General features: G+C 62.3%; 17 protein-coding genes and 1 tRNA gene. 7 read left to right on the top strand and 11 right to left on the bottom strand.

Annotation, left to right across the window (positions count from 1 at the left end; translation table 11 throughout):
* Window positions 1-20 precede the first annotated feature (20 nt).
* Window positions 21-872, top strand: a complete 852-nt coding sequence (locus LB528_RS14345; protein WP_224715288.1) for a mechanosensitive ion channel family protein — start codon at window positions 21-23, stop codon at window positions 870-872.
* A 20-nt stretch (window positions 873-892) separates the two neighbouring features.
* Here the strand turns inward: LB528_RS14345 and LB528_RS14340 are convergent, their stop codons facing one another.
* The 5 genes from LB528_RS14340 to obgE form a co-directional block, all read right to left on the bottom strand.
* Window positions 893-2,179 carry an MFS transporter gene (locus LB528_RS14340; protein WP_224715287.1) on the bottom strand — a complete coding sequence of 429 codons (1,287 nt, stop codon included), beginning with the start codon at window positions 2,177-2,179 and terminating at the stop codon, window positions 893-895.
* Between the two features lie 92 nt (window positions 2,180-2,271).
* A complete protein-coding gene (locus tag LB528_RS14335; protein ID WP_224510999.1) occupies window positions 2,272-2,859 on the bottom strand; it encodes a nicotinate-nucleotide adenylyltransferase in 588 nt (195 codons plus the stop codon).
* Between the two features lie 247 nt (window positions 2,860-3,106).
* Window positions 3,107-4,393 (bottom strand): glutamate-5-semialdehyde dehydrogenase, encoded by a 1,287-nt coding sequence (locus LB528_RS14330; protein ID WP_224715286.1) that lies wholly within the window; start codon window positions 4,391-4,393, stop codon window positions 3,107-3,109.
* Between the two features lie 77 nt (window positions 4,394-4,470).
* Window positions 4,471-5,610: a glutamate 5-kinase gene (gene proB / locus LB528_RS14325; protein WP_224715285.1), complete on the bottom strand. Its 1,140-nt coding sequence runs from the start codon at window positions 5,608-5,610 to the stop codon at window positions 4,471-4,473.
* Window positions 5,611-5,615: 5 nt separating this feature from the next.
* Window positions 5,616-6,644: a GTPase ObgE gene (obgE, locus tag LB528_RS14320; protein ID WP_224715284.1), complete on the bottom strand. Its 1,029-nt coding sequence runs from the start codon at window positions 6,642-6,644 to the stop codon at window positions 5,616-5,618.
* Between the two features lie 140 nt (window positions 6,645-6,784).
* Between obgE and LB528_RS14315 the strand changes: the two genes are divergently transcribed.
* Window positions 6,785-7,648, top strand: a complete 864-nt coding sequence (locus LB528_RS14315) for an endonuclease/exonuclease/phosphatase family protein (RefSeq protein WP_224715283.1) — start codon at window positions 6,785-6,787, stop codon at window positions 7,646-7,648.
* A 184-nt stretch (window positions 7,649-7,832) separates the two neighbouring features.
* Here the strand turns inward: LB528_RS14315 and LB528_RS14310 are convergent, their stop codons facing one another.
* The 3 genes from LB528_RS14310 to LB528_RS14300 all read right to left on the bottom strand — a co-directional run bounded on the left by LB528_RS14310 (window position 7,833) and on the right by LB528_RS14300 (window position 9,612).
* A complete protein-coding gene (locus LB528_RS14310; RefSeq protein WP_224715282.1) occupies window positions 7,833-8,420 on the bottom strand; it encodes a GNAT family N-acetyltransferase in 588 nt (195 codons plus the stop codon).
* 123 nt (window positions 8,421-8,543) lie between these two features.
* Complete coding sequence (gene rpmA / locus LB528_RS14305) at window positions 8,544-8,813, bottom strand: 50S ribosomal protein L27 (protein ID WP_095767205.1); 270 nt, start codon at window positions 8,811-8,813, stop codon at window positions 8,544-8,546.
* Between the two features lie 100 nt (window positions 8,814-8,913).
* Entirely contained in the window at window positions 8,914-9,612 is a 699-nt protein-coding gene (locus LB528_RS14300; RefSeq protein ID WP_224715281.1) for a 50S ribosomal protein L21, read from the bottom strand.
* A gap of 338 nt (window positions 9,613-9,950) precedes the next feature.
* Between LB528_RS14300 and LB528_RS14295 the strand changes: the two genes are divergently transcribed.
* Window positions 9,951-10,040, top strand: a tRNA-Ser gene (locus LB528_RS14295).
* Window positions 10,041-10,137: 97 nt separating this feature from the next.
* On the opposite strand, the gene LB528_RS14290 is transcribed toward LB528_RS14295, so the two are convergent.
* Both LB528_RS14290 and LB528_RS30565 read right to left on the bottom strand, forming a co-directional pair.
* The gene (locus tag LB528_RS14290) at window positions 10,138-11,088 is read right to left on the bottom strand and encodes a hypothetical protein (protein ID WP_224708134.1); all 951 of its coding nucleotides are present in this window, start codon (window positions 11,086-11,088) and stop codon (window positions 10,138-10,140) included.
* Window positions 11,089-11,091: 3 nt separating this feature from the next.
* A complete protein-coding gene (locus LB528_RS30565) occupies window positions 11,092-11,667 on the bottom strand; it encodes a DUF6932 family protein (RefSeq protein ID WP_411962174.1) in 576 nt (191 codons plus the stop codon).
* Window positions 11,668-11,966: 299 nt separating this feature from the next.
* On the opposite strand from LB528_RS30565, the gene LB528_RS14285 reads away from it, so the two are divergent.
* The 3 genes from LB528_RS14285 (at window position 11,967) to LB528_RS14275 (ending at window position 14,123) form a co-directional block, all read left to right on the top strand.
* A complete protein-coding gene (locus tag LB528_RS14285) occupies window positions 11,967-12,722 on the top strand; it encodes a TIR domain-containing protein (protein WP_224715280.1) in 756 nt (251 codons plus the stop codon).
* Between the two features lie 121 nt (window positions 12,723-12,843).
* Entirely contained in the window at window positions 12,844-13,449 is a 606-nt protein-coding gene (locus tag LB528_RS14280; RefSeq protein ID WP_224715279.1) for an SLATT domain-containing protein, read from the top strand.
* A 245-nt stretch (window positions 13,450-13,694) separates the two neighbouring features.
* Window positions 13,695-14,123: a hypothetical protein gene (locus LB528_RS14275; protein ID WP_224715278.1), complete on the top strand. Its 429-nt coding sequence runs from the start codon at window positions 13,695-13,697 to the stop codon at window positions 14,121-14,123.
* Window positions 14,124-14,435: 312 nt separating this feature from the next.
* Here LB528_RS14275 and LB528_RS14270 read toward each other — a convergent pair whose 3' ends face one another.
* The gene (locus LB528_RS14270; protein WP_224715277.1) at window positions 14,436-15,191 is read right to left on the bottom strand and encodes an MBL fold metallo-hydrolase; all 756 of its coding nucleotides are present in this window, start codon (window positions 15,189-15,191) and stop codon (window positions 14,436-14,438) included.
* A gap of 142 nt (window positions 15,192-15,333) precedes the next feature.
* Here LB528_RS14270 and LB528_RS14265 point away from each other — a divergent pair, with 142 nt between their 5' ends.
* Complete coding sequence (locus LB528_RS14265; RefSeq protein ID WP_224715276.1) at window positions 15,334-15,906, top strand: TetR/AcrR family transcriptional regulator; 573 nt, start codon at window positions 15,334-15,336, stop codon at window positions 15,904-15,906.
* The last annotated feature ends 21 nt before the right edge of the window (window positions 15,907-15,927 follow it).

Raw genomic sequence — 15,927 nt, 5'->3', positions numbered from 1 at the left:
CGACCAACGGGATCCCCGCCATGCCCACCGACCCGCAAAGCGCCCTCATCACCATCCAGGCCGGGCTTGCGCAGCTGAGCACGCTGATTGTTTCCTATTCCTTCTCGGCCATCGGCGCTGTCATCCTTCTGGTCGTCGGCTATCTCGTCGCCGGGCTTGCCGAGCGCTCGATCTATGTCGGCCTCGGCCATATCCACGGCTTCGATGAGACGTTGCGGCATTTTTTCTCGCAGGTCGTGCGCTACGCCATCCTGATCCTCGTCGTCATCATGGTGCTCGGCCAGTTCGGCGTGCAGACGGCCTCAATCATCGCCGCCATCGGCGCTGCCGGCCTGGCCATCGGGCTGGCGCTGCAGGGCACGCTGCAGAACATCGCCGCCGGCATCATGCTTCTGGCGCTGAGACCCTTTCGCATCGGCGAAAATGTCGAGGTCGGCTCGATTGCCGGTAAGGTGGAGGAGATCGGCCTGTTCGCCACCAAGCTGCGCACCGTCGAAGGCGTCTACATACTGGCGCCCAACTCCACGCTGTGGAACCAGCCGGTACGCAATTTCACCCGCAACGGCGTGCGGCGCGCCGACATCACCTTGAGCATCGGCTCGTGGAACGATATCGACCGTGCGCAAAAGACGCTGCTTGCCATCGCCGGCGCCGAAAAGCGCATCCGCCGCGAACCGGCGCCGATCGCCTTCGTGGCCGGTCTCGGCGACGCGACGGTTTCGCTAACCTTGCGCTACTGGACATCGGCCGCCGACTACTTCTCGACCCAGATCGACATGACCAAGCGCGCCAAGCAGGCTTTCGACAGCGAAGGCATCTCGATCCCGCTGCCGCCGCCGGAGGTGCCGGCGCCGGAAGCACGCAAGCAGTAGCCCGATCGGTGCTTCCCGGATCAGTGCTTGGCTGCCGTCTCGTCCGGCGCGAAGGCAAGCTCCACCGGCAAGGGCGTCTGCGCCGACATCGGCGCGAAAGTGCCGCTTGTGGGCGCGGGCGTCGGCCGACCCGCCACCACGCGCCACAGCACGAACAGGCAGAAGGCCGATGCGATGACAATGCCGACATAGATGAAGGTCGCGGTGCCGAAAACGGCGGAAAGCGCGGTGACGAGACCCGGCACGATGAAGCCCGCAAGCGACCAGGCAAACAGCATCGAGCTCGACAGCGCCAGAAGCTCGTCCTTGGCAGCACGGTCGGCGGCATGCGCGCTGGAGAGCGCATAGATCGATTCCGCCGCCCCGTCCCAAAGGAGATAAATCACCACCAGCACCGTCAGCGCGCCGCCGTCGAAGACGATGGCAAGCACGCTGGCGACCGTCGCGAGCGCCGCCGCGCCGGCCAGCACGTAGCGCCTGTCGGTACGGTCGGAAATCCAGCCGAGAGGGATCTGCAGGATCAGCGTGCCGACCGGCATTGCCGACAACAGCAGCGCCACATCGGCCTGGCTGTAGCCCTTCGCGGTGGCATGGATCGGCGCGAAGCCGGAAACGATCATCGACAGGCCGCCGACGGCGAGCATGCCGGCGACGCCGACCGGCGAGATGCGCCAGGCGCGACGCAGCGCCACCGATGCGGCCTGCGGGGCCGGCGGCTGGGCGAGCCGCGTCATGCCGACCGGCAGGATGGAAAGCGCGGTGAAGGTGATGCCGATCAGCGCCGCCGCGGCCGTATGGATGTCGACCGCGGCGAGCGTCGCGTAGCCGACGCCCAGCCCGGCGATATAGGCGACGTAGAACACCGCCATGACCCGGCCGCGGATCGAATTGGGCAAGGCGTCGTTCAGCCAGCTCTGCGCGACGATGAACAGCCCGCAAATGGCGAAGCCGTAGAGTGCCCGCGCGGCGATCCACAGCAGCGGGATCGGCCCGGCGCCGATCGCCGCGTTGGAAAGAGCGATCAGCGCCGACAGCACCATGAAGGCGCGGGCGTGGCCGACGCGCCTGACCAGCGGCCCCGTCAGGATGCAGCCGGCCAGGCCGCCGGCCGAAAGCCCGGTGACGATCAGCCCGGCCCAGGTCGGGTCGAACCCGTCGGCGCCGAGACGCACCGGGATATAGGCGAACATCAGCCCATTGCCGATCGCGATCAGCGCCATCGACACGATGACACTGGCAATGGCGATCAGCGGCGCCGATTGCACGGTACGGCTAGGATCGGTCGCGGTGGGGTTCTGCTTCAGCATGCTTGTGCAGCTTGGCTGATCGGTGTGGGAAAAGCCGCCGTAAAAGCGACATGGCCGGACTTCCCTTCCCCCTTGCGGGAGAAGGAGGGCGCCTACCCCTCCGCCGCCTTGCGGATCGCGGTGGAGGAGAGCGACGAACGCGGACCGTGGATGAAGGTCCAGGCCGGCGCCTGCATGCGGGCAAGCAGCGGCGCGTCGCCCTCGTCGATGCGGGCATAGTCGAAGGTCTTGGCGACCACCGACGACAGGAAGGAGAGCGTGGCGCCCGGGCGATCGATGACCGCGATCGGGAAGGTCAGCACGATCTCGCGCCAGCGCTGCCAGCGGTGGAAGTCGCGCAAACTATCCGCGCCCATGATCCAGACGAAATCGACCCCCGGATTGCGCGCCTTGACCAGAGCGAGCGTGTCGGCGGTGTAGCGCACATGCTGCGCCGCCTCGAAGGCGGTGACCTTGATCTTCGGATTCCTGGCGATCTTTTCGGACAGCTCGATACGCTCGGCGAGCGGCGCCAGTTCCCGCGCGTTTTTCAGCGGATTGCCGGGCGTCACCATCCACCACAGCTGGTCGAGCGCGAGCCTTCTCAGCGCGATCTCGGCAACCAGCGCATGGCCGGCATGCGGTGGATTGAACGAGCCGCCGAACAGCCCGACGGTCAGGCCCCTGGCGGCGTGCGGCATGCGGAGGTAGCGGGCGGATACCTGCTGTTCAGGTTGGGAGAGCATGGTGCTAGGCGCCCCCCTCTGCCCTGCCGGGCATCTCCCCCTCAAGGGGGGAGATCAGATGTTGCCTATGCTTTCGCCAATCGCCAACGTTGCAAGCAGAGCGCCATCGACGAAACAGCCAATCTCCCCCCTTGAGGGGGAGATGGCCGGCAGGCCAGAGGGGGGGGCCTTGGCGCAAAGGCTCACACTCTAGCGGCAAGCGTCAAGGCCTCACCTGTCCCGATCCGCGCACGCGGTATTTGAACGAGGTGAGCTGCTCGACGCCAACCGGCCCGCGCGCATGCATCTTGCCGGTGGCGATGCCGATCTCGGCGCCCATGCCGAACTCGCCGCCATCGGCGAACTGTGTCGAGGCATTGTGCAGCAGGATCGCCGAGTCGATCTCGTTGAAGAATTTTTCGACCGCTTGCGCGTCCTCGGCGATGATCGCCTCGGTGTGGTGCGACGAGAAGGTCTCGATATGCTCGATCGCGCCGGCGACGCCGTCGACCAGCTTCACCGCAATGATGGCGTCGAGATATTCCGTCACCCAGTCGGCATCGGTCGCCGGGCTGGCGTCGGCGAAGGCTTCCATCACCTCGGCATCGGCATGGATCTCGCAGCCGGCGGCGCGCAGCGTTTCCAGGATCGGCACCAGATGCGTGGCGGCCACCGCGCGGTCGACCAGCAAGGTCTCGGCCGCGCCGCACACGCCTGTGCGCCGCATCTTGGCGTTGACGGCGATATTGACCGCCATGTCGAGCTTGGCTGAGCGGTCGACATAGAGATGGCAGATGCCTTCCAGATGCGCGAAGACCGGCACGCGCGCCTCGGTCTGCACGCGCCCGACCAGGCTTTTGCCGCCGCGCGGGATGATGACGTCGAGATTGCCGCCGAGACCTTTCAGCATCTCGCCGACGGCGGCGCGGTCGGTGGTCGGCACCAGCTGGATGGCGTCCCGCGGCAGGCCAGCGGCCTTCAGCCCCTCGACCATGCAGGCGTGGATCGCGGCCGAGGAATTGAGCGAGTCCGAGCCGCCGCGCAGGATCACCGGATTGCCGGCCTTGAGACAGAGCGCGCCGGCGTCCGCCGTCACATTCGGGCGGCTTTCATAGATGACGCCGATGACGCCGAGCGGCGTGCGCACGCGTTCGATGCGGAGCCCATTCGGCCGGTCCCAGGCCGCAATGGTTTCGCCGACCGGGTCCTTGAGCGCGGCGATCTCGCGTATGCCGTCGGCCATCGCCTTGATGCGCGAGGGATTGAGCTTCAGCCGGTCCATAAACGAACCGGACAGGCCGGCCTCCTCGCCATTCGACGTATCGATGGCGTTGGCGTCTAGAATGGCCTGTTCGTTGCGCAGGAGGGCTTCGGCCATGGCAACCAGCGCATCGTTCTTGGCCTTGGTGGAAGCGACGGCCAACGGTCGGGCGGCGGCGCGAGCGCGACGGCCGATATCGGCCATCAGCGCCACGGTGTCTTCGCCGGACTTTTCATGCAGCTTCAGCATGGTTCATCCCTCCGCCCCATCTCCTTATTCCACGCAACCCGAACGGAAAACCGCTTCACACGTTTACTGGAATTGCTCTAGTCGTCGGCCAATACCTGGTCGCCGGCAACGCTTACCACAAGGTCGTCGCGATGGATCATCGCCGATCGCGCCTCGTAGCCGAGCACATTTTCGATCTCGGCCGTCTTCAGGCCTGCGATCCTTACGGCATCGGCGGCATCGTAGGCAACCAGCCCGCGCGCGATCTCGCGGCCCTCCGGCGACAGGATCGCCACCGTATCGCCGCGCGAGAAATTGCCGCTGACCAGCTTGACGCCGGCAGCCAGCAGCGACTTGCCCGACATGAGCGCACCGACGGCGCCGGCATCGACGGTGAGCCGGCCGGCCGGTTCGAGCTGCCCGGCGATCCAGGTCTTGTAACCCTTCACCGGATTGGGGCTCGGCCTGAAAAAGGTCGAGCGTTCGCCGCGTTCGATCGCCATCAACGGCGACAGCCTGGTGCCAGAGGTGATGATCATGGCGGTGCCGGCGGCATTGGCGATCTTGCCGGCGTCGAGCTTGGTGCGCATGCCGCCGCGCGACAGCTCTGAGGCCGCGGCCCCCGCCATCGCCTCGATATCCGGCGTGATGCGGTCGACGACCGGGATGAATTTCGCCTGCGGATCCTTGGCCGGCGGCGCCGTGTAGAGGCCGTCGATATCGGAAAGCAGCACCAGCAGGTCGGCGCCCATCATCGTCGCCACCCGCGCCGCCAGCCGGTCATTGTCGCCGTAGCGGATTTCGGAGGTCGCAACCGTGTCGTTCTCGTTGATGACCGGCACCGCCTTCATCTTGAGCAGCGTCGAGATCGTCGCGCGCGCATTGAGGTAGCGGCGGCGTTCCTCCGTATCGCCGAGGGTCAAAAGGATCTGGCCCGACTTCAGCCCGTCCTTGCCGAGCGCGTCAGACCAGGCGCCGGCAAGCGCGATCTGGCCGACGGCGGCCGCCGCCTGGCTCTCCTCGAGCTTCAGCGCGCGTTTGCCGAGGCCGAGAATGGTGCGCCCGAGCGCGATGGCTCCCGAGGAGACGACGAGCACTTCGGCGCCCGCATCGGCAAGCACCACAATGTCGCCGGCAAGCGAGGTCAGCCAGTCGCGCTTCAAACCGGTCGTGCGGTCGACGAGCAGCGCCGAACCGATCTTCACTGTGATGCGCCGGTATGATTTCAGCGATTTCATGTGTCTTATCGCCAGCGCGTGTCGACAGGAGCCGCAACGGCATCGCGCGCTTCTGCGACCACCGCCATCAGCGCGCGCAGCACGGCCTCGACGCCTTCGCCGGTGACGGCCGAAAGCAGCATCGGCGCGCGGCCGGCGGCGCGCTTCAGCGAGGCCGCCTTCTTCTTGCGGGCGTCGGCGTCGAGGATGTCGACCTGGCTGAGCGCCACGATCTCGACCTTGTCCGTCAACCCATTGCCATAGGCATCGAGCTCGGCGCGAACCGTCTTATAGGATTTGCCCGGGTTTTCCTCCTGCGCGGAGACGAGGTGGAGCAGCACGCGCGTGCGCTCGACATGGCCGAGAAAGCGGTCGCCGATGCCCACCCCCTCATGCGCGCCCTCGATCAGGCCGGGAATGTCGGCGAGCACGAATTCGCGGCCGTCAATGCGGGCGACGCCGAGGCCGGGATAGAGCGTGGTGAACGGATAGTCGGCGATCTTCGGCTTGGCCGCGGTAACGGCGGCAAGGAAGGTCGATTTGCCGGCATTGGGCATGCCGACCAGGCCGGCGTCGGCGATCAGCTTGAGCCGGAGCCAGATGCTGAGCTCCTCGCCCGGCTGCCCGGGATTGGCGCGCCGCGGGGCCTGGTTGGTTGAGGTCTTGAAGTGCTGGTTGCCGAAGCCGCCATTGCCGCCCTTGGCCAGCAGGAAGCGCTGGCCGACCACGGTCAGGTCGCAGATCAGCGTCTCATTGTCCTCGGCAAATATCTGTGTGCCGGCCGGCACTTTCAGCGTCACGTCGGCGCCCTTGGCGCCGGTCATGTTGCGGCCCATGCCGTGCGTGCCGGTCTTGGCCTTGAAGTGCTGCTGGTAGCGATAGTCGATCAGTGTGTTCAGCCCGTCGACCGCTTCCACCCAGACATCGCCGCCGCGGCCGCCGTCGCCGCCGTCCGGTCCGCCGAACTCGATGAATTTTTCGCGCCTGAACGACACCGAACCGGCGCCGCCGTCGCCGGAACGGATGTAAACCTTGGCTTGATCGAGAAATTTCATCGTTTCAAGTTTCTGCTATTGCACTTGCGGGATTGCTCTAAACCAAGGCAGGGCCGAGGGCGAGGCCGAATTGCGACTAAAGCGCCGGATGCCCTTCGGCGGGCACGCGGTAGCACTGGCAGGGGCGAAAGGGCGCGGGAATGAGGATCGTCACCTACAACATCCAGTACGGCATCGGCCTCGATGGCAGATACGACGTCGGCCGCATCGCCGATGCGGTGCGCGGCGCCGACGTCATCGCGCTGCAGGAGGTGACCCGCAACAACCCGCGCAACGGCGATCGCGACATGGTGGCCGAGATCAGCGAGGCGCTGCCCGATTATTTTGCCGCCTATGGCAGCAATTTCGAGGTCAATATCGGCTCGCGCCTGGAGAACGGCCGCGCCATCTCGACCTCCTTCCAGCTCGGCAACATGGTGCTGTCGAAGACGCCCGTTCATCTGTCGCGCAATCTCCTTCTGCCGCGCAGCCGCAGCCTCGAGACCATGAATTTCCAGCGCGGCGCGCTCGAAGCGCTGATCGAAACGCCGCTCGGCTTCATCCGCTTCTACTCCACCCATCTCGACCACCGCAGCCCGGTCGAACGCCAGAGCCAGATCCGCTTCCTGCGCCAGCGCCTCTTGAACTATGCGCTGGAAGGCGGCGGCCTGTCGGGCATTCCCGAGATCGGCCTGCCGGACCTGCCCTATCCGGAAGCCTTCGTCGTCATGGGCGACTTCAACATGCTGCCGGGCTCGCCCGAATATGTCGAACTCGCCGGCCGCCCGGACCATGAGTTCGGCATGCCGCTGACCGCCGATCTCGCCGTCGACGTCGCCCAGCGTCTTGCCGTGGCCGACCTCGTCACCTGGGTCGACCCCGACCGCCCCGGCGACAAAAGCCGGTACAAATGCATCGACTACATCTTCACCAGCGCCTCGCTGGCCAGATCGCTGCAGCGCCTGTGGTCCGACCGAGACGCCGTCGGCTCCGACCACCTGCCGCTCTGGGCCGAGCTGGGCTGAACTCTGAACTCCCCCTCATCCGGCCGCTACGCGGCCACCTTCTCCCCGAGGGCAGACGAGATTGGCGCCGGCGCTTACCTGCTCCTCTCCCCTTGGGGAGAGGTCGGATTGCCCCGAATTGCCCTTCGCAATTCGGCTGGCAATCCGGGTGAGGGGGCGCTTGCCCAGCCCTGTGAAGCAATCGTCAAAAATGAATCCAATTCCTCAGACTGGTCCACGTCTTCCTGTCGAGCCGGTAACGCTCGACCGGCACCTGGCCGGCGACGATCGAGTTCAGCATGCCCTGGCCGGCATACTGGAAGCCGCATTTGTGGATGACCCGGCGCGAGGCCGGATTGATCACCCGGGTCGAGGCATGGAGCACCTGGATCGAGGTCCGCTGGAAGGCGAGGTCGACCAGGGCGTGCGCGGCCTCGGTGGCATAGCCGCGCTTCCAATAGGGCTCGCCGATCCAGTAGCCCAGTTCCAGGCCGCGGTCGGTGGTGTTGAGGCCGGCGCAGCCGACGAAGGTGCCGGCGTCCTTGAGCGTCAGGGCATAGACGATCCCGGCGCGCCGCGACGCCGCCATGGCAAGAAAGGTGCGGCCCTCGGCTTCGCCATAGGGATGCGGCATGCGGGCCAGCATTTCGGCGACATGTCGGTTGTCGGCAAGCGTGACGAGTTGTTCGAGATCGCTCTCGCACGGGGCGCGCATGAGCAACCGCTCCGTGGCAAGCACCGGGCAATCGATCGCGTAACTTTCGTCTTCGGTGTCTTCCGCTTCGGCAACCATTTTAGTCCTCCAGGGCAAGAAAAATGAAAGGAGAGAGGGCAAGCCCATCTCTCCTGATCCTTTTCCTGGCCTGGCCAGACACCGGTTCCCGAGATGGGCGCCGGTGTTATGGTGCGGAACCGGCTACTCCGCTGCTTTGGTAATCGGGTTCACCGATACGTAGGTTCGGCCGTTGGCTTTCTTGTTGAAGGTGACTGCGCCGGCTTCGAGCGCAAAAAGGGTGTGGTCCGTGCCCATGCCAACATTGGTGCCCGGATGCCATTGCGTGCCGCGCTGACGAATGATGATGTTGCCGGCGATGACGGCTTCGCCGCCGAACTTCTTCACGCCCAGACGCTTGGAGTGCGAATCGCGACCATTACGCGACGAACCGCCAGCTTTCTTGTGTGCCATTTGACTAACTCCGATGCGCCCAAAGGCGCTTGAATGGTCTTATGAACGCGTTCGCGTTCCGTTTCAAGTCCCGTACCGGCGACGATCGTCGCCGGAAAATTTACTTCTTCGCCAGTTCCTTGGCCTGCTCGCGCCAGTCCTTGATCTGGTCGGCGCTGAACGGCATGTGCTCGTCGATCTTGGCGACATCCTTGTCGGTGAGCTTGGCGAGCTGCGCGAAGGTGACGATGCCCTGTTCGGCGAGGTCCTTCGCCGCGACCGGGCCGATGCCCTTGATCACGGTCAGGTCGTCCGGCTCGCCCTTCGGCGCCTTGAACAGCGGCGCGGCCTTTGCCTCTTCGCCGGAAGCGGCGTCAGACCTGGGCTCCTTCTTGGCCTTGGCCTCTTTCGGAGCGGCTTCGGCCTTTGCCTCGGCGGCGACTTCCGCCTTGGCTTCGGGGGCCTTGGCCTCTGCCTTGGCGGCGGCCTTCTTCGACGGCTTGGCGCCGCCCAGCAGGATCTCGGCGATCCTGACGGTGGTCAAAAGCTGGCGGTGGCCGATCTTGCGGCGCGAATTCTGGCGGCGGCGCTTCTTGAAAGCGATGACGGTGCGGTTCTTGCCCTGCTCGACGACTTCCGCCGTGACCAGAGCGCCATCGACGAACGGCGCGCCGAAGGTGACATTCTCGCCCTCGCCATGCGCGAGCACATTGCCGATCTCGACGATATCGCCGACCTTGGCTTCGAGTTTCTCGATCTTCAGGAGATCGTTGGCGGCGACGCGATACTGCTTGCCGCCCGTTTTGATGACTGCGAACATTTTTTGCCTTTCGCTGTTCGGTCGGCCTCGATGAACCGCCTCGGGCGGTTCGGCCGTCTTTTTGTCAGTCTGCGGGTTCAAAAAACAAGCGGCGCGGAAGAGCCTCCACGCCGAATGCGGGCTGTCCCTAACCGAAGGTTGCGCCGGAGTCAAGGCAAGCGACAGGCAAGCGGTCTTGTCCTTGGAGAGGCCGCGAGCGACGTTGCCGGCAAATATCGGTCCGTCCCGTCGCAATCGCTTTTTGCGGAAGCTGGAAATCGGGCGAATAGGGCCTTGTAACCGGAGCAGTCAGCCGTTATCTAGTGCGCCGCGCCGGCAACGGCCGACCATGACCTCGCGGAGAGGTGGCAGAGTGGTCGAATGCACCGCACTCGAAATGCGGCATACTCGCAAGGGTATCGGGGGTTCGAATCCCTCCCTCTCCGCCATCCTGCTTCTGTGCAAGCGCAGTTCGTCGTAACGGTGCCATTTGGCTATGCGCCCGGGGCACTTTTTCACAAGCGGCTTGACGGCAACCGGGATAGTTCAGGCACCGACCCCGCGCTCGCTGCTAAGGTTCAGACCTTTCAGAACATAGTTTTCGCGTGCTATCTGACCGTGACGAAGCACCCGCTTCACCGACGCTTTCATCGTTGAATCGACCCCGACCAACTCTCTGTTCCATCGCTCAAGATCAGTTGCTGTCCAAACAGGGTCGACCCGTCCTTTCAGGGCTTCACCTCCTACTGCTCGGAATTCAAATTGGTGAGCCCCCGGCAGAACACCGGATAGCTGACCATTTAAACTGACCTCCTCTTCCTCAATAGATGTGCCACTCGCCCTCTCGGCCCCGCGTCCTACAGCATCAGCGCCGAACTGAAACTCTTTCTCTCCAGCGACCATACGCAAAGTCGCTCCATGTTGTCGCAACAGCTCGAAGAAGTCCCGCGCAGTCGCTATGATGCGTTGATCCGCCTCCACAATCGCCGCTTGGAACCGCTCTTCATCGGCTTCGCCAAACACATCAAGTAGTTTGGAGGCCTCCTCGACGGCTTCCTTCAGGTTGGTGTCCATCAACTGAGTTTGGTCTCGCACCTCTTCCAACAGAAATCCGAACGAACCTCGAACGATGTTTGTGATATGCATCGCTGCCGCGGATTTGTTTGCAACTGGGCCTTTAAGCCCTAAGCCTGAGGTGTTTTTTGCCAATACTTTAGCGACGAGGTCCTGAAAGGTTGCAACAGCGCCTGCGCCGAACTCTGCCTCGACGCCGCGGGACCCAACAACCGGGCGACCGCCAAAAAATAATGCCGCCGACGCGTATGTTTCCGGCGGCGCCTGGGCTTCCGCAGCTATCTGTGCGTCGAGCTCTTCAAGTCGCGATTCGAGGCTAAGCCGTGTCAGCACGTCGGCTTCCGTAATGCGATCTAGTAAACCCACAACAGCCGCTCGATCGGCCTTCGCGTGGTCTCGTTCCAACTTTCTAATTGCGCTCATGGACTACGGTCCTCCGACAGCCGGGGCAGGCCCCAGGATCGCAACTGCGTCTGTGTCGTCCGCCGCATTTTCCAACCTAACCTTTAACATGCCCTTCCATAGATCGTCCCCTCTCCGATGAGAAAACAAACCCATGTAGTACCGGCCCGCCTCCACAATCGTTTCGGGATGCCCGTTTAACTCAACAAATAAGGCGTCCAACCGAAAATTCATTTTAACCTGACCGCGGTGAATGAGGTGCTGATGAGCCGCTAGGAACCTAGTCCAGTTCGCCAACTGCAAGGCATGCAAAGGCCGGTAGATGAACGATACCGTGTCAAGATCGTTGGGCTCTTTCGCTTCCAGGAAACTACCGTCCAACCACTGGAAACCCTGAACGATCCCTGCGGCTCGAAGTTGCCCTCGGTGGTCGAGCCATTTCCGCAGGATATCTCGCCGGTTATCTGTGGTTCCAAACGTAGTGACCACTTCGACGGACGAAACCTCGTATGGACTGAGGTCCTCAGGCGCCCCTCCTGGTCCGTGCGGACCGACGTAAGGTGGCAAAACCCCGTCGATTGTGAAAGAAGGTATCGGCACGCGTGTCCCTCCACTGGACAAGTCATAGCCGGCAGAACTGACAGATGTCGATGGCCCGCCATTGCCTGGCGCGGAACTTACCCAGTTGCAACCGGCCCATAGGACCTGTCCTGTAGGCACGGCAATTGACGCCAACCATCGGACCCTATTCCAGCACAGTCGTTAAAACGCAACATGAGCCTTTTGGCGTCATTCTATGCGCTTGGAGTCGCCAGATGAGCAGTCTAGAAGTATCCATACGTATTATCTCTGGTACGGGTTTATGCGAGAATGATGCGCGACTTAAGGGGGAGCGAGCATTGAAGAAGCGACTGTTTGTCGGCTCATCCGTTGGAGGATTGGACGCTGCCTATGCAGCGCAAGAGAACCTTGAGCACGATCTTGAAGTTACGGTTTGGTCCCAAGGCGTTTTCGAACTGAACAAGACCAGCATCGAGGCCCTTTATCAGGCCTTGAGTCGCTTTGATGCCGCCGCATTTATTTTCAGGGGGGATGACACCTTAGTGAAGAACGGAGAGCAAAGGGAAGCAGTACGGGACAACGTGCTGTTCGAGCTGGGATTGTTTATAGGCCGGATCGGGAGAGACAATTGCTTCCTAATAAAGCCTCGTTCGCAAAGAGCACTCCATTTCCCCACCGATCTGCTGGGGGTGACAACGGCCGATTATGACGACAGCCGCGTCGATGGCAACCTGGTGGCCGCACTGGGGCCGGCTTGCAATCGAATAAAAAGGGCGATGGTTCCACCCAACGAACAAAAAATAGCAGTTGAAGGCGACATGCGCTCTCTACTTTTGGGGCAAGCCTACCGCCTCTTTTTCGCTCCGCCTAACCGATCAAAGCGGATACGCTTTCACGAAGATGGCACAATTGTCGAGGGCAACAACAAGAACGAGCATGCGTGGCGTATCGTAGGCAACCGCCTCGAATTGGTCCAATTAGATGGCCGGGTACACAGCCGCTTTGAATATGACCCACAGAATAAGATGTTTCGACACACAAACGATGCCGACACGCTCTCGCTTCGGGGGCAAACCATCGTGCCGGACGTTTGAGGCTTAGCCCTCGCCCGTCTAGTGTTGTAACGGTCCCCATTCATTTTCGTAGACGGGAACTGCGGGACCAAGCGTAACAATAAGTAATGAGCACGGTGAGCATATTGGGAAGAGGGGTGTCATGAAGGATACAACGAAGGACCTGCTACGCTCCTTGAAAATGACAGCGGGCTCCCGCTTTAACGCAGGAAAAAGAATGGAAAAGCATGATCGACGGCTCACGTTTCTTACAGCAATGACATCCGCCTACGTGATAGCCTTGACGGTACTGCCTTATTTCATCAAACTTCCGGTGCCCGTAACAGACCACCTGAATCTATTCACCGTAGTGCTGTCGGTCGTAATTTTAATATCATCACTTTTGCAGTACTCAAGCAATAACACTGTCAAAGCCGAACAGTACCATAGAAGTGCTTTGGAGATAAACGAATTACGCCGCGAGCTTAAGATAAAGGCAGAGGTGATATCTGATAAAGATTTTCTTGTTTTTTCGGGAAGATATAACTCAGTTCTCCAGAAATACTCGGTAAACCACGATGATATCGACTACGATCTATATAAGCTAGAACGCCCTGAGGAATTTCCGGGATTGACAACGATAGGAAAAATACCACTCTATGCGAAGATATTTTTCTACAACAATACACCTAACGCAGTGCTTTTTGGTTTAACTCTTCTAGTTCTTTGGCTCGTGTTTTATTACGCGATCCCTCAAGCTACCAGTTAAGCGCAAATGACCAGGCCATTCGGGACCGGTGCGCGACGAGCATCGTCTTGTGAGCCGGATCATCGTGCGGCCCAGCGGTGGCATCCGCTAGCTTCCCAAGAGTATCCGGATCTCCCGCGAAGCAGCACACAGTCGCGTGACAAAAATCCGGCCGTAGTCGATAGTCATGTGATCTCAGGGGATCAACCTGCGGAGGGCCGTTCGATATGCGCTCTGGGTGGAATCCAACAGGGTCCGGCCGGTTTTTGGGCCGCCTGTCGGCCGGGTCGACCATAGCGGTTGCCCTGGCAATTGCGTTTTCCATTTCGCCTTCGCATGCGCAACCGCAGCATCGTTTGCCGAGCGGCTATAAATGGGGCCGTTGCCTGCTTGTCGTTCACGGCGAGACCCGCATCTCCGGAAGATGCTCCTACCAAATCGAGAAGGGTGGCGATTTCAATGTCCAGGGGCCTCGTCAGGTTTTTGCGGGCATCGACTATCCCGACACGCATAACGGGGCCGGTGAAATGTCGAAAGATTACTGGGCGGTTGTTTACAAGGACGGCGATCTTTGGGCGGGCTACGGCAACGCTGATATTCGCGACACGCACGGCGAGGCAGGCGATTGGGGAGAGCTTCGCCGCGAAGGCGCGTGCTATATCGGGAGGGACGTCCGGGTGTGCCTTTGGCGTTAGCCGGCTCAAGGCGATTGCAGGGTTGAGTTCAAGGTGGTCGCCGCCTGATCCATCGGGCGGCTCCATCCCGCTTCGCTCTTCGAGTTTGGTAGGATCGGGGCGATCCTTCGCGAAGATGGCCTCCGAAGCCTTGGCGAAGGAGGCCGCTCATTCATTTCAGGTTACGCATTCGCGCGGCGCCCTTCGCAGGACTGACATCCTGAGCCCGAAGCAGGATGCGGCATAGGAAGCCGGCGTTCGGGCAGGTGCGCCCCTGACGGCCGCAAACGCCGGTGATCCGGCAGTCCGTCTTTGTGCCCTCTACGGGCGCGCTCATGCTGCCAGCCTCTGCATGGCTTCGGCCATCTGAGCCGAGACACGGCGGTCGTAGTCCTCGGCAAGCGCCCGCAGGGCCGCAGCCCCGTCGCCGGAAAATGACGGGCCATGCATGAGCGCCAGAGTGCGTGGCGCGAGCTTGGCAAGCTCGCGGATGGTCGTGCCCATGCCGGGATTGAGTGCCGAATATTTGAACAGATCCTCGGCGGCGATCGCCGGGCCGACAACATCGCCGTCGGTCAGCGCGCGGTCGTTGCCGAGTTGGGTGAACAGATCGCCGCAGAGCAGGGTGCCGGTCGATTCCTCGTACATGACGCCGGCGTCCCAACCATGCGGCGTGTGCGGTGTATCGATGAAGCGCACGCGCTTGCCGCCGCCGATGTCGATCACCTCGCCATCCTTCAGCACCCGCGGCGCACGATCCGCGAAATCGTTGAGCGACACGTAGACGCCTGTCTGTCCGTGCGCGGCCGTTGCTTGCGGCGCAACGGTGAGCCATTCGTTCATGGCGCCGCATTCGTCGGATTCGAAATGGCCAAATCCAATCCAGCGAAGACGCTCCGGCGGGATGATGCGGGCAAGCGCGTCGCGGTTGAGCGCGAACATCTTCCGCAGACCGGTGTGGCACATGAGCGGCTCATCGCCCATGACCAGGAACTGGTTGAAGGTGAAGCCGACGGGCGGAGCAATATCCGGTACATAGGTCGATAGGCGGTAGATGCCCTCGGCGATTTCGTCGATTTTCGTTTCCATGGAATCTCCTCCAAAACAATAGTTGCGTTCCCTCTCCCGGTTACCCAGGGCTGGACTTCGATCAAAATCGAAGTACATATGTGTGTAGCGAAATATTAGAGCCCTGTCAACAATGGGTGCACACTCATGTGCATTTAAATACATGACCCGCAAATACACCCTTAAACGCCGTGCCGAGCAGCAGGCCGAAACCCGGCGGCGCATCGTCGAAGCTGCGATCGACCTGCACGGTAGCGTTGGTCCCGCAGCAACGACCTTCAGCTTGGTCGCCGAGCGTGCCGGCGTTCAGCGACACACGCTCTACGCCCACTTCCCCGACGAGCGCAGCCTGCTGCAGGCCTGCTCGAGCACGCACATCGAGACGCATCCGCTGCCGAGCCCTGAGCCGTGGCGAGTTGTGGCCGACCCAGGCGAACGGATGCGGATCGCGCTGTTGGCGATCTATGAATGGTACGGGCGCAATGAAAGCGTGGTGGCCAGCGTGTTGCGCGACGCCGAACATCACCCGCCAACCCGGGAGGCTGTCGAGATGAGCATCGGCCCGTATTTCGCGACCTGCCAGGGGGTGCTCGGCGAAGGCCTTGGCGGCAGCCAGCGAGCGTTGCTACGGGTGGCGCTGAGCTTCTTCACCTGGCGCACGCTGGTGCGCGAAGCTGGCCTGCAGCCCGTTGAAGCCGTAAACGCCATGGTTCAGGCCGTCCAAGGGGTGGGTTAAGCGGCAGACTCCGGCGGCAGT

It is taken from the genome of Mesorhizobium sp. CA4, from assembly GCF_020165075.1.
Lineage (GTDB): Bacteria > Pseudomonadota > Alphaproteobacteria > Rhizobiales > Rhizobiaceae > Mesorhizobium.
This window is presented reverse-complemented; position numbering and strand designations above follow the sequence as displayed.

Excerpts from the sequence above, each read along its gene's own strand:
- LB528_RS14345 (WP_224715288.1), top strand. The coding sequence starts at position 21 with ATGCCCACCGACCCGCAAAGCGCCCTCATCACCATCCAGGCCGGGCTT.
- LB528_RS14340 (WP_224715287.1), bottom strand. The coding sequence starts at position 2,179 with ATGCTGAAGCAGAACCCCACCGCGACCGATCCTAGCCGTACCGTGCAA.
- LB528_RS14335 (WP_224510999.1), bottom strand. The coding sequence starts at position 2,859 with ATGCCGCACGCCGCCAGGGGCCTGACCGTCGGGCTGTTCGGCGGCTCG.
- LB528_RS14330 (WP_224715286.1), bottom strand. The coding sequence starts at position 4,393 with ATGCTGAAGCTGCATGAAAAGTCCGGCGAAGACACCGTGGCGCTGATG.
- proB (WP_224715285.1), bottom strand. The coding sequence starts at position 5,610 with ATGAAATCGCTGAAATCATACCGGCGCATCACAGTGAAGATCGGTTCG.
- obgE (WP_224715284.1), bottom strand. The coding sequence starts at position 6,644 with ATGAAATTTCTCGATCAAGCCAAGGTTTACATCCGTTCCGGCGACGGC.
- LB528_RS14315 (WP_224715283.1), top strand. The coding sequence starts at position 6,785 with ATGAGGATCGTCACCTACAACATCCAGTACGGCATCGGCCTCGATGGC.
- LB528_RS14310 (WP_224715282.1), bottom strand. The coding sequence starts at position 8,420 with ATGGTTGCCGAAGCGGAAGACACCGAAGACGAAAGTTACGCGATCGAT.
- rpmA (WP_095767205.1), bottom strand. The coding sequence starts at position 8,813 with ATGGCACACAAGAAAGCTGGCGGTTCGTCGCGTAATGGTCGCGATTCG.
- LB528_RS14300 (WP_224715281.1), bottom strand. The coding sequence starts at position 9,612 with ATGTTCGCAGTCATCAAAACGGGCGGCAAGCAGTATCGCGTCGCCGCC.
- LB528_RS14290 (WP_224708134.1), bottom strand. The coding sequence starts at position 11,088 with ATGAGCGCAATTAGAAAGTTGGAACGAGACCACGCGAAGGCCGATCGA.
- LB528_RS14280 (WP_224715279.1), top strand. The coding sequence starts at position 12,844 with ATGAAGGATACAACGAAGGACCTGCTACGCTCCTTGAAAATGACAGCG.
- LB528_RS14270 (WP_224715277.1), bottom strand. The coding sequence starts at position 15,191 with ATGGAAACGAAAATCGACGAAATCGCCGAGGGCATCTACCGCCTATCG.
- LB528_RS14265 (WP_224715276.1), top strand. The coding sequence starts at position 15,334 with ATGACCCGCAAATACACCCTTAAACGCCGTGCCGAGCAGCAGGCCGAA.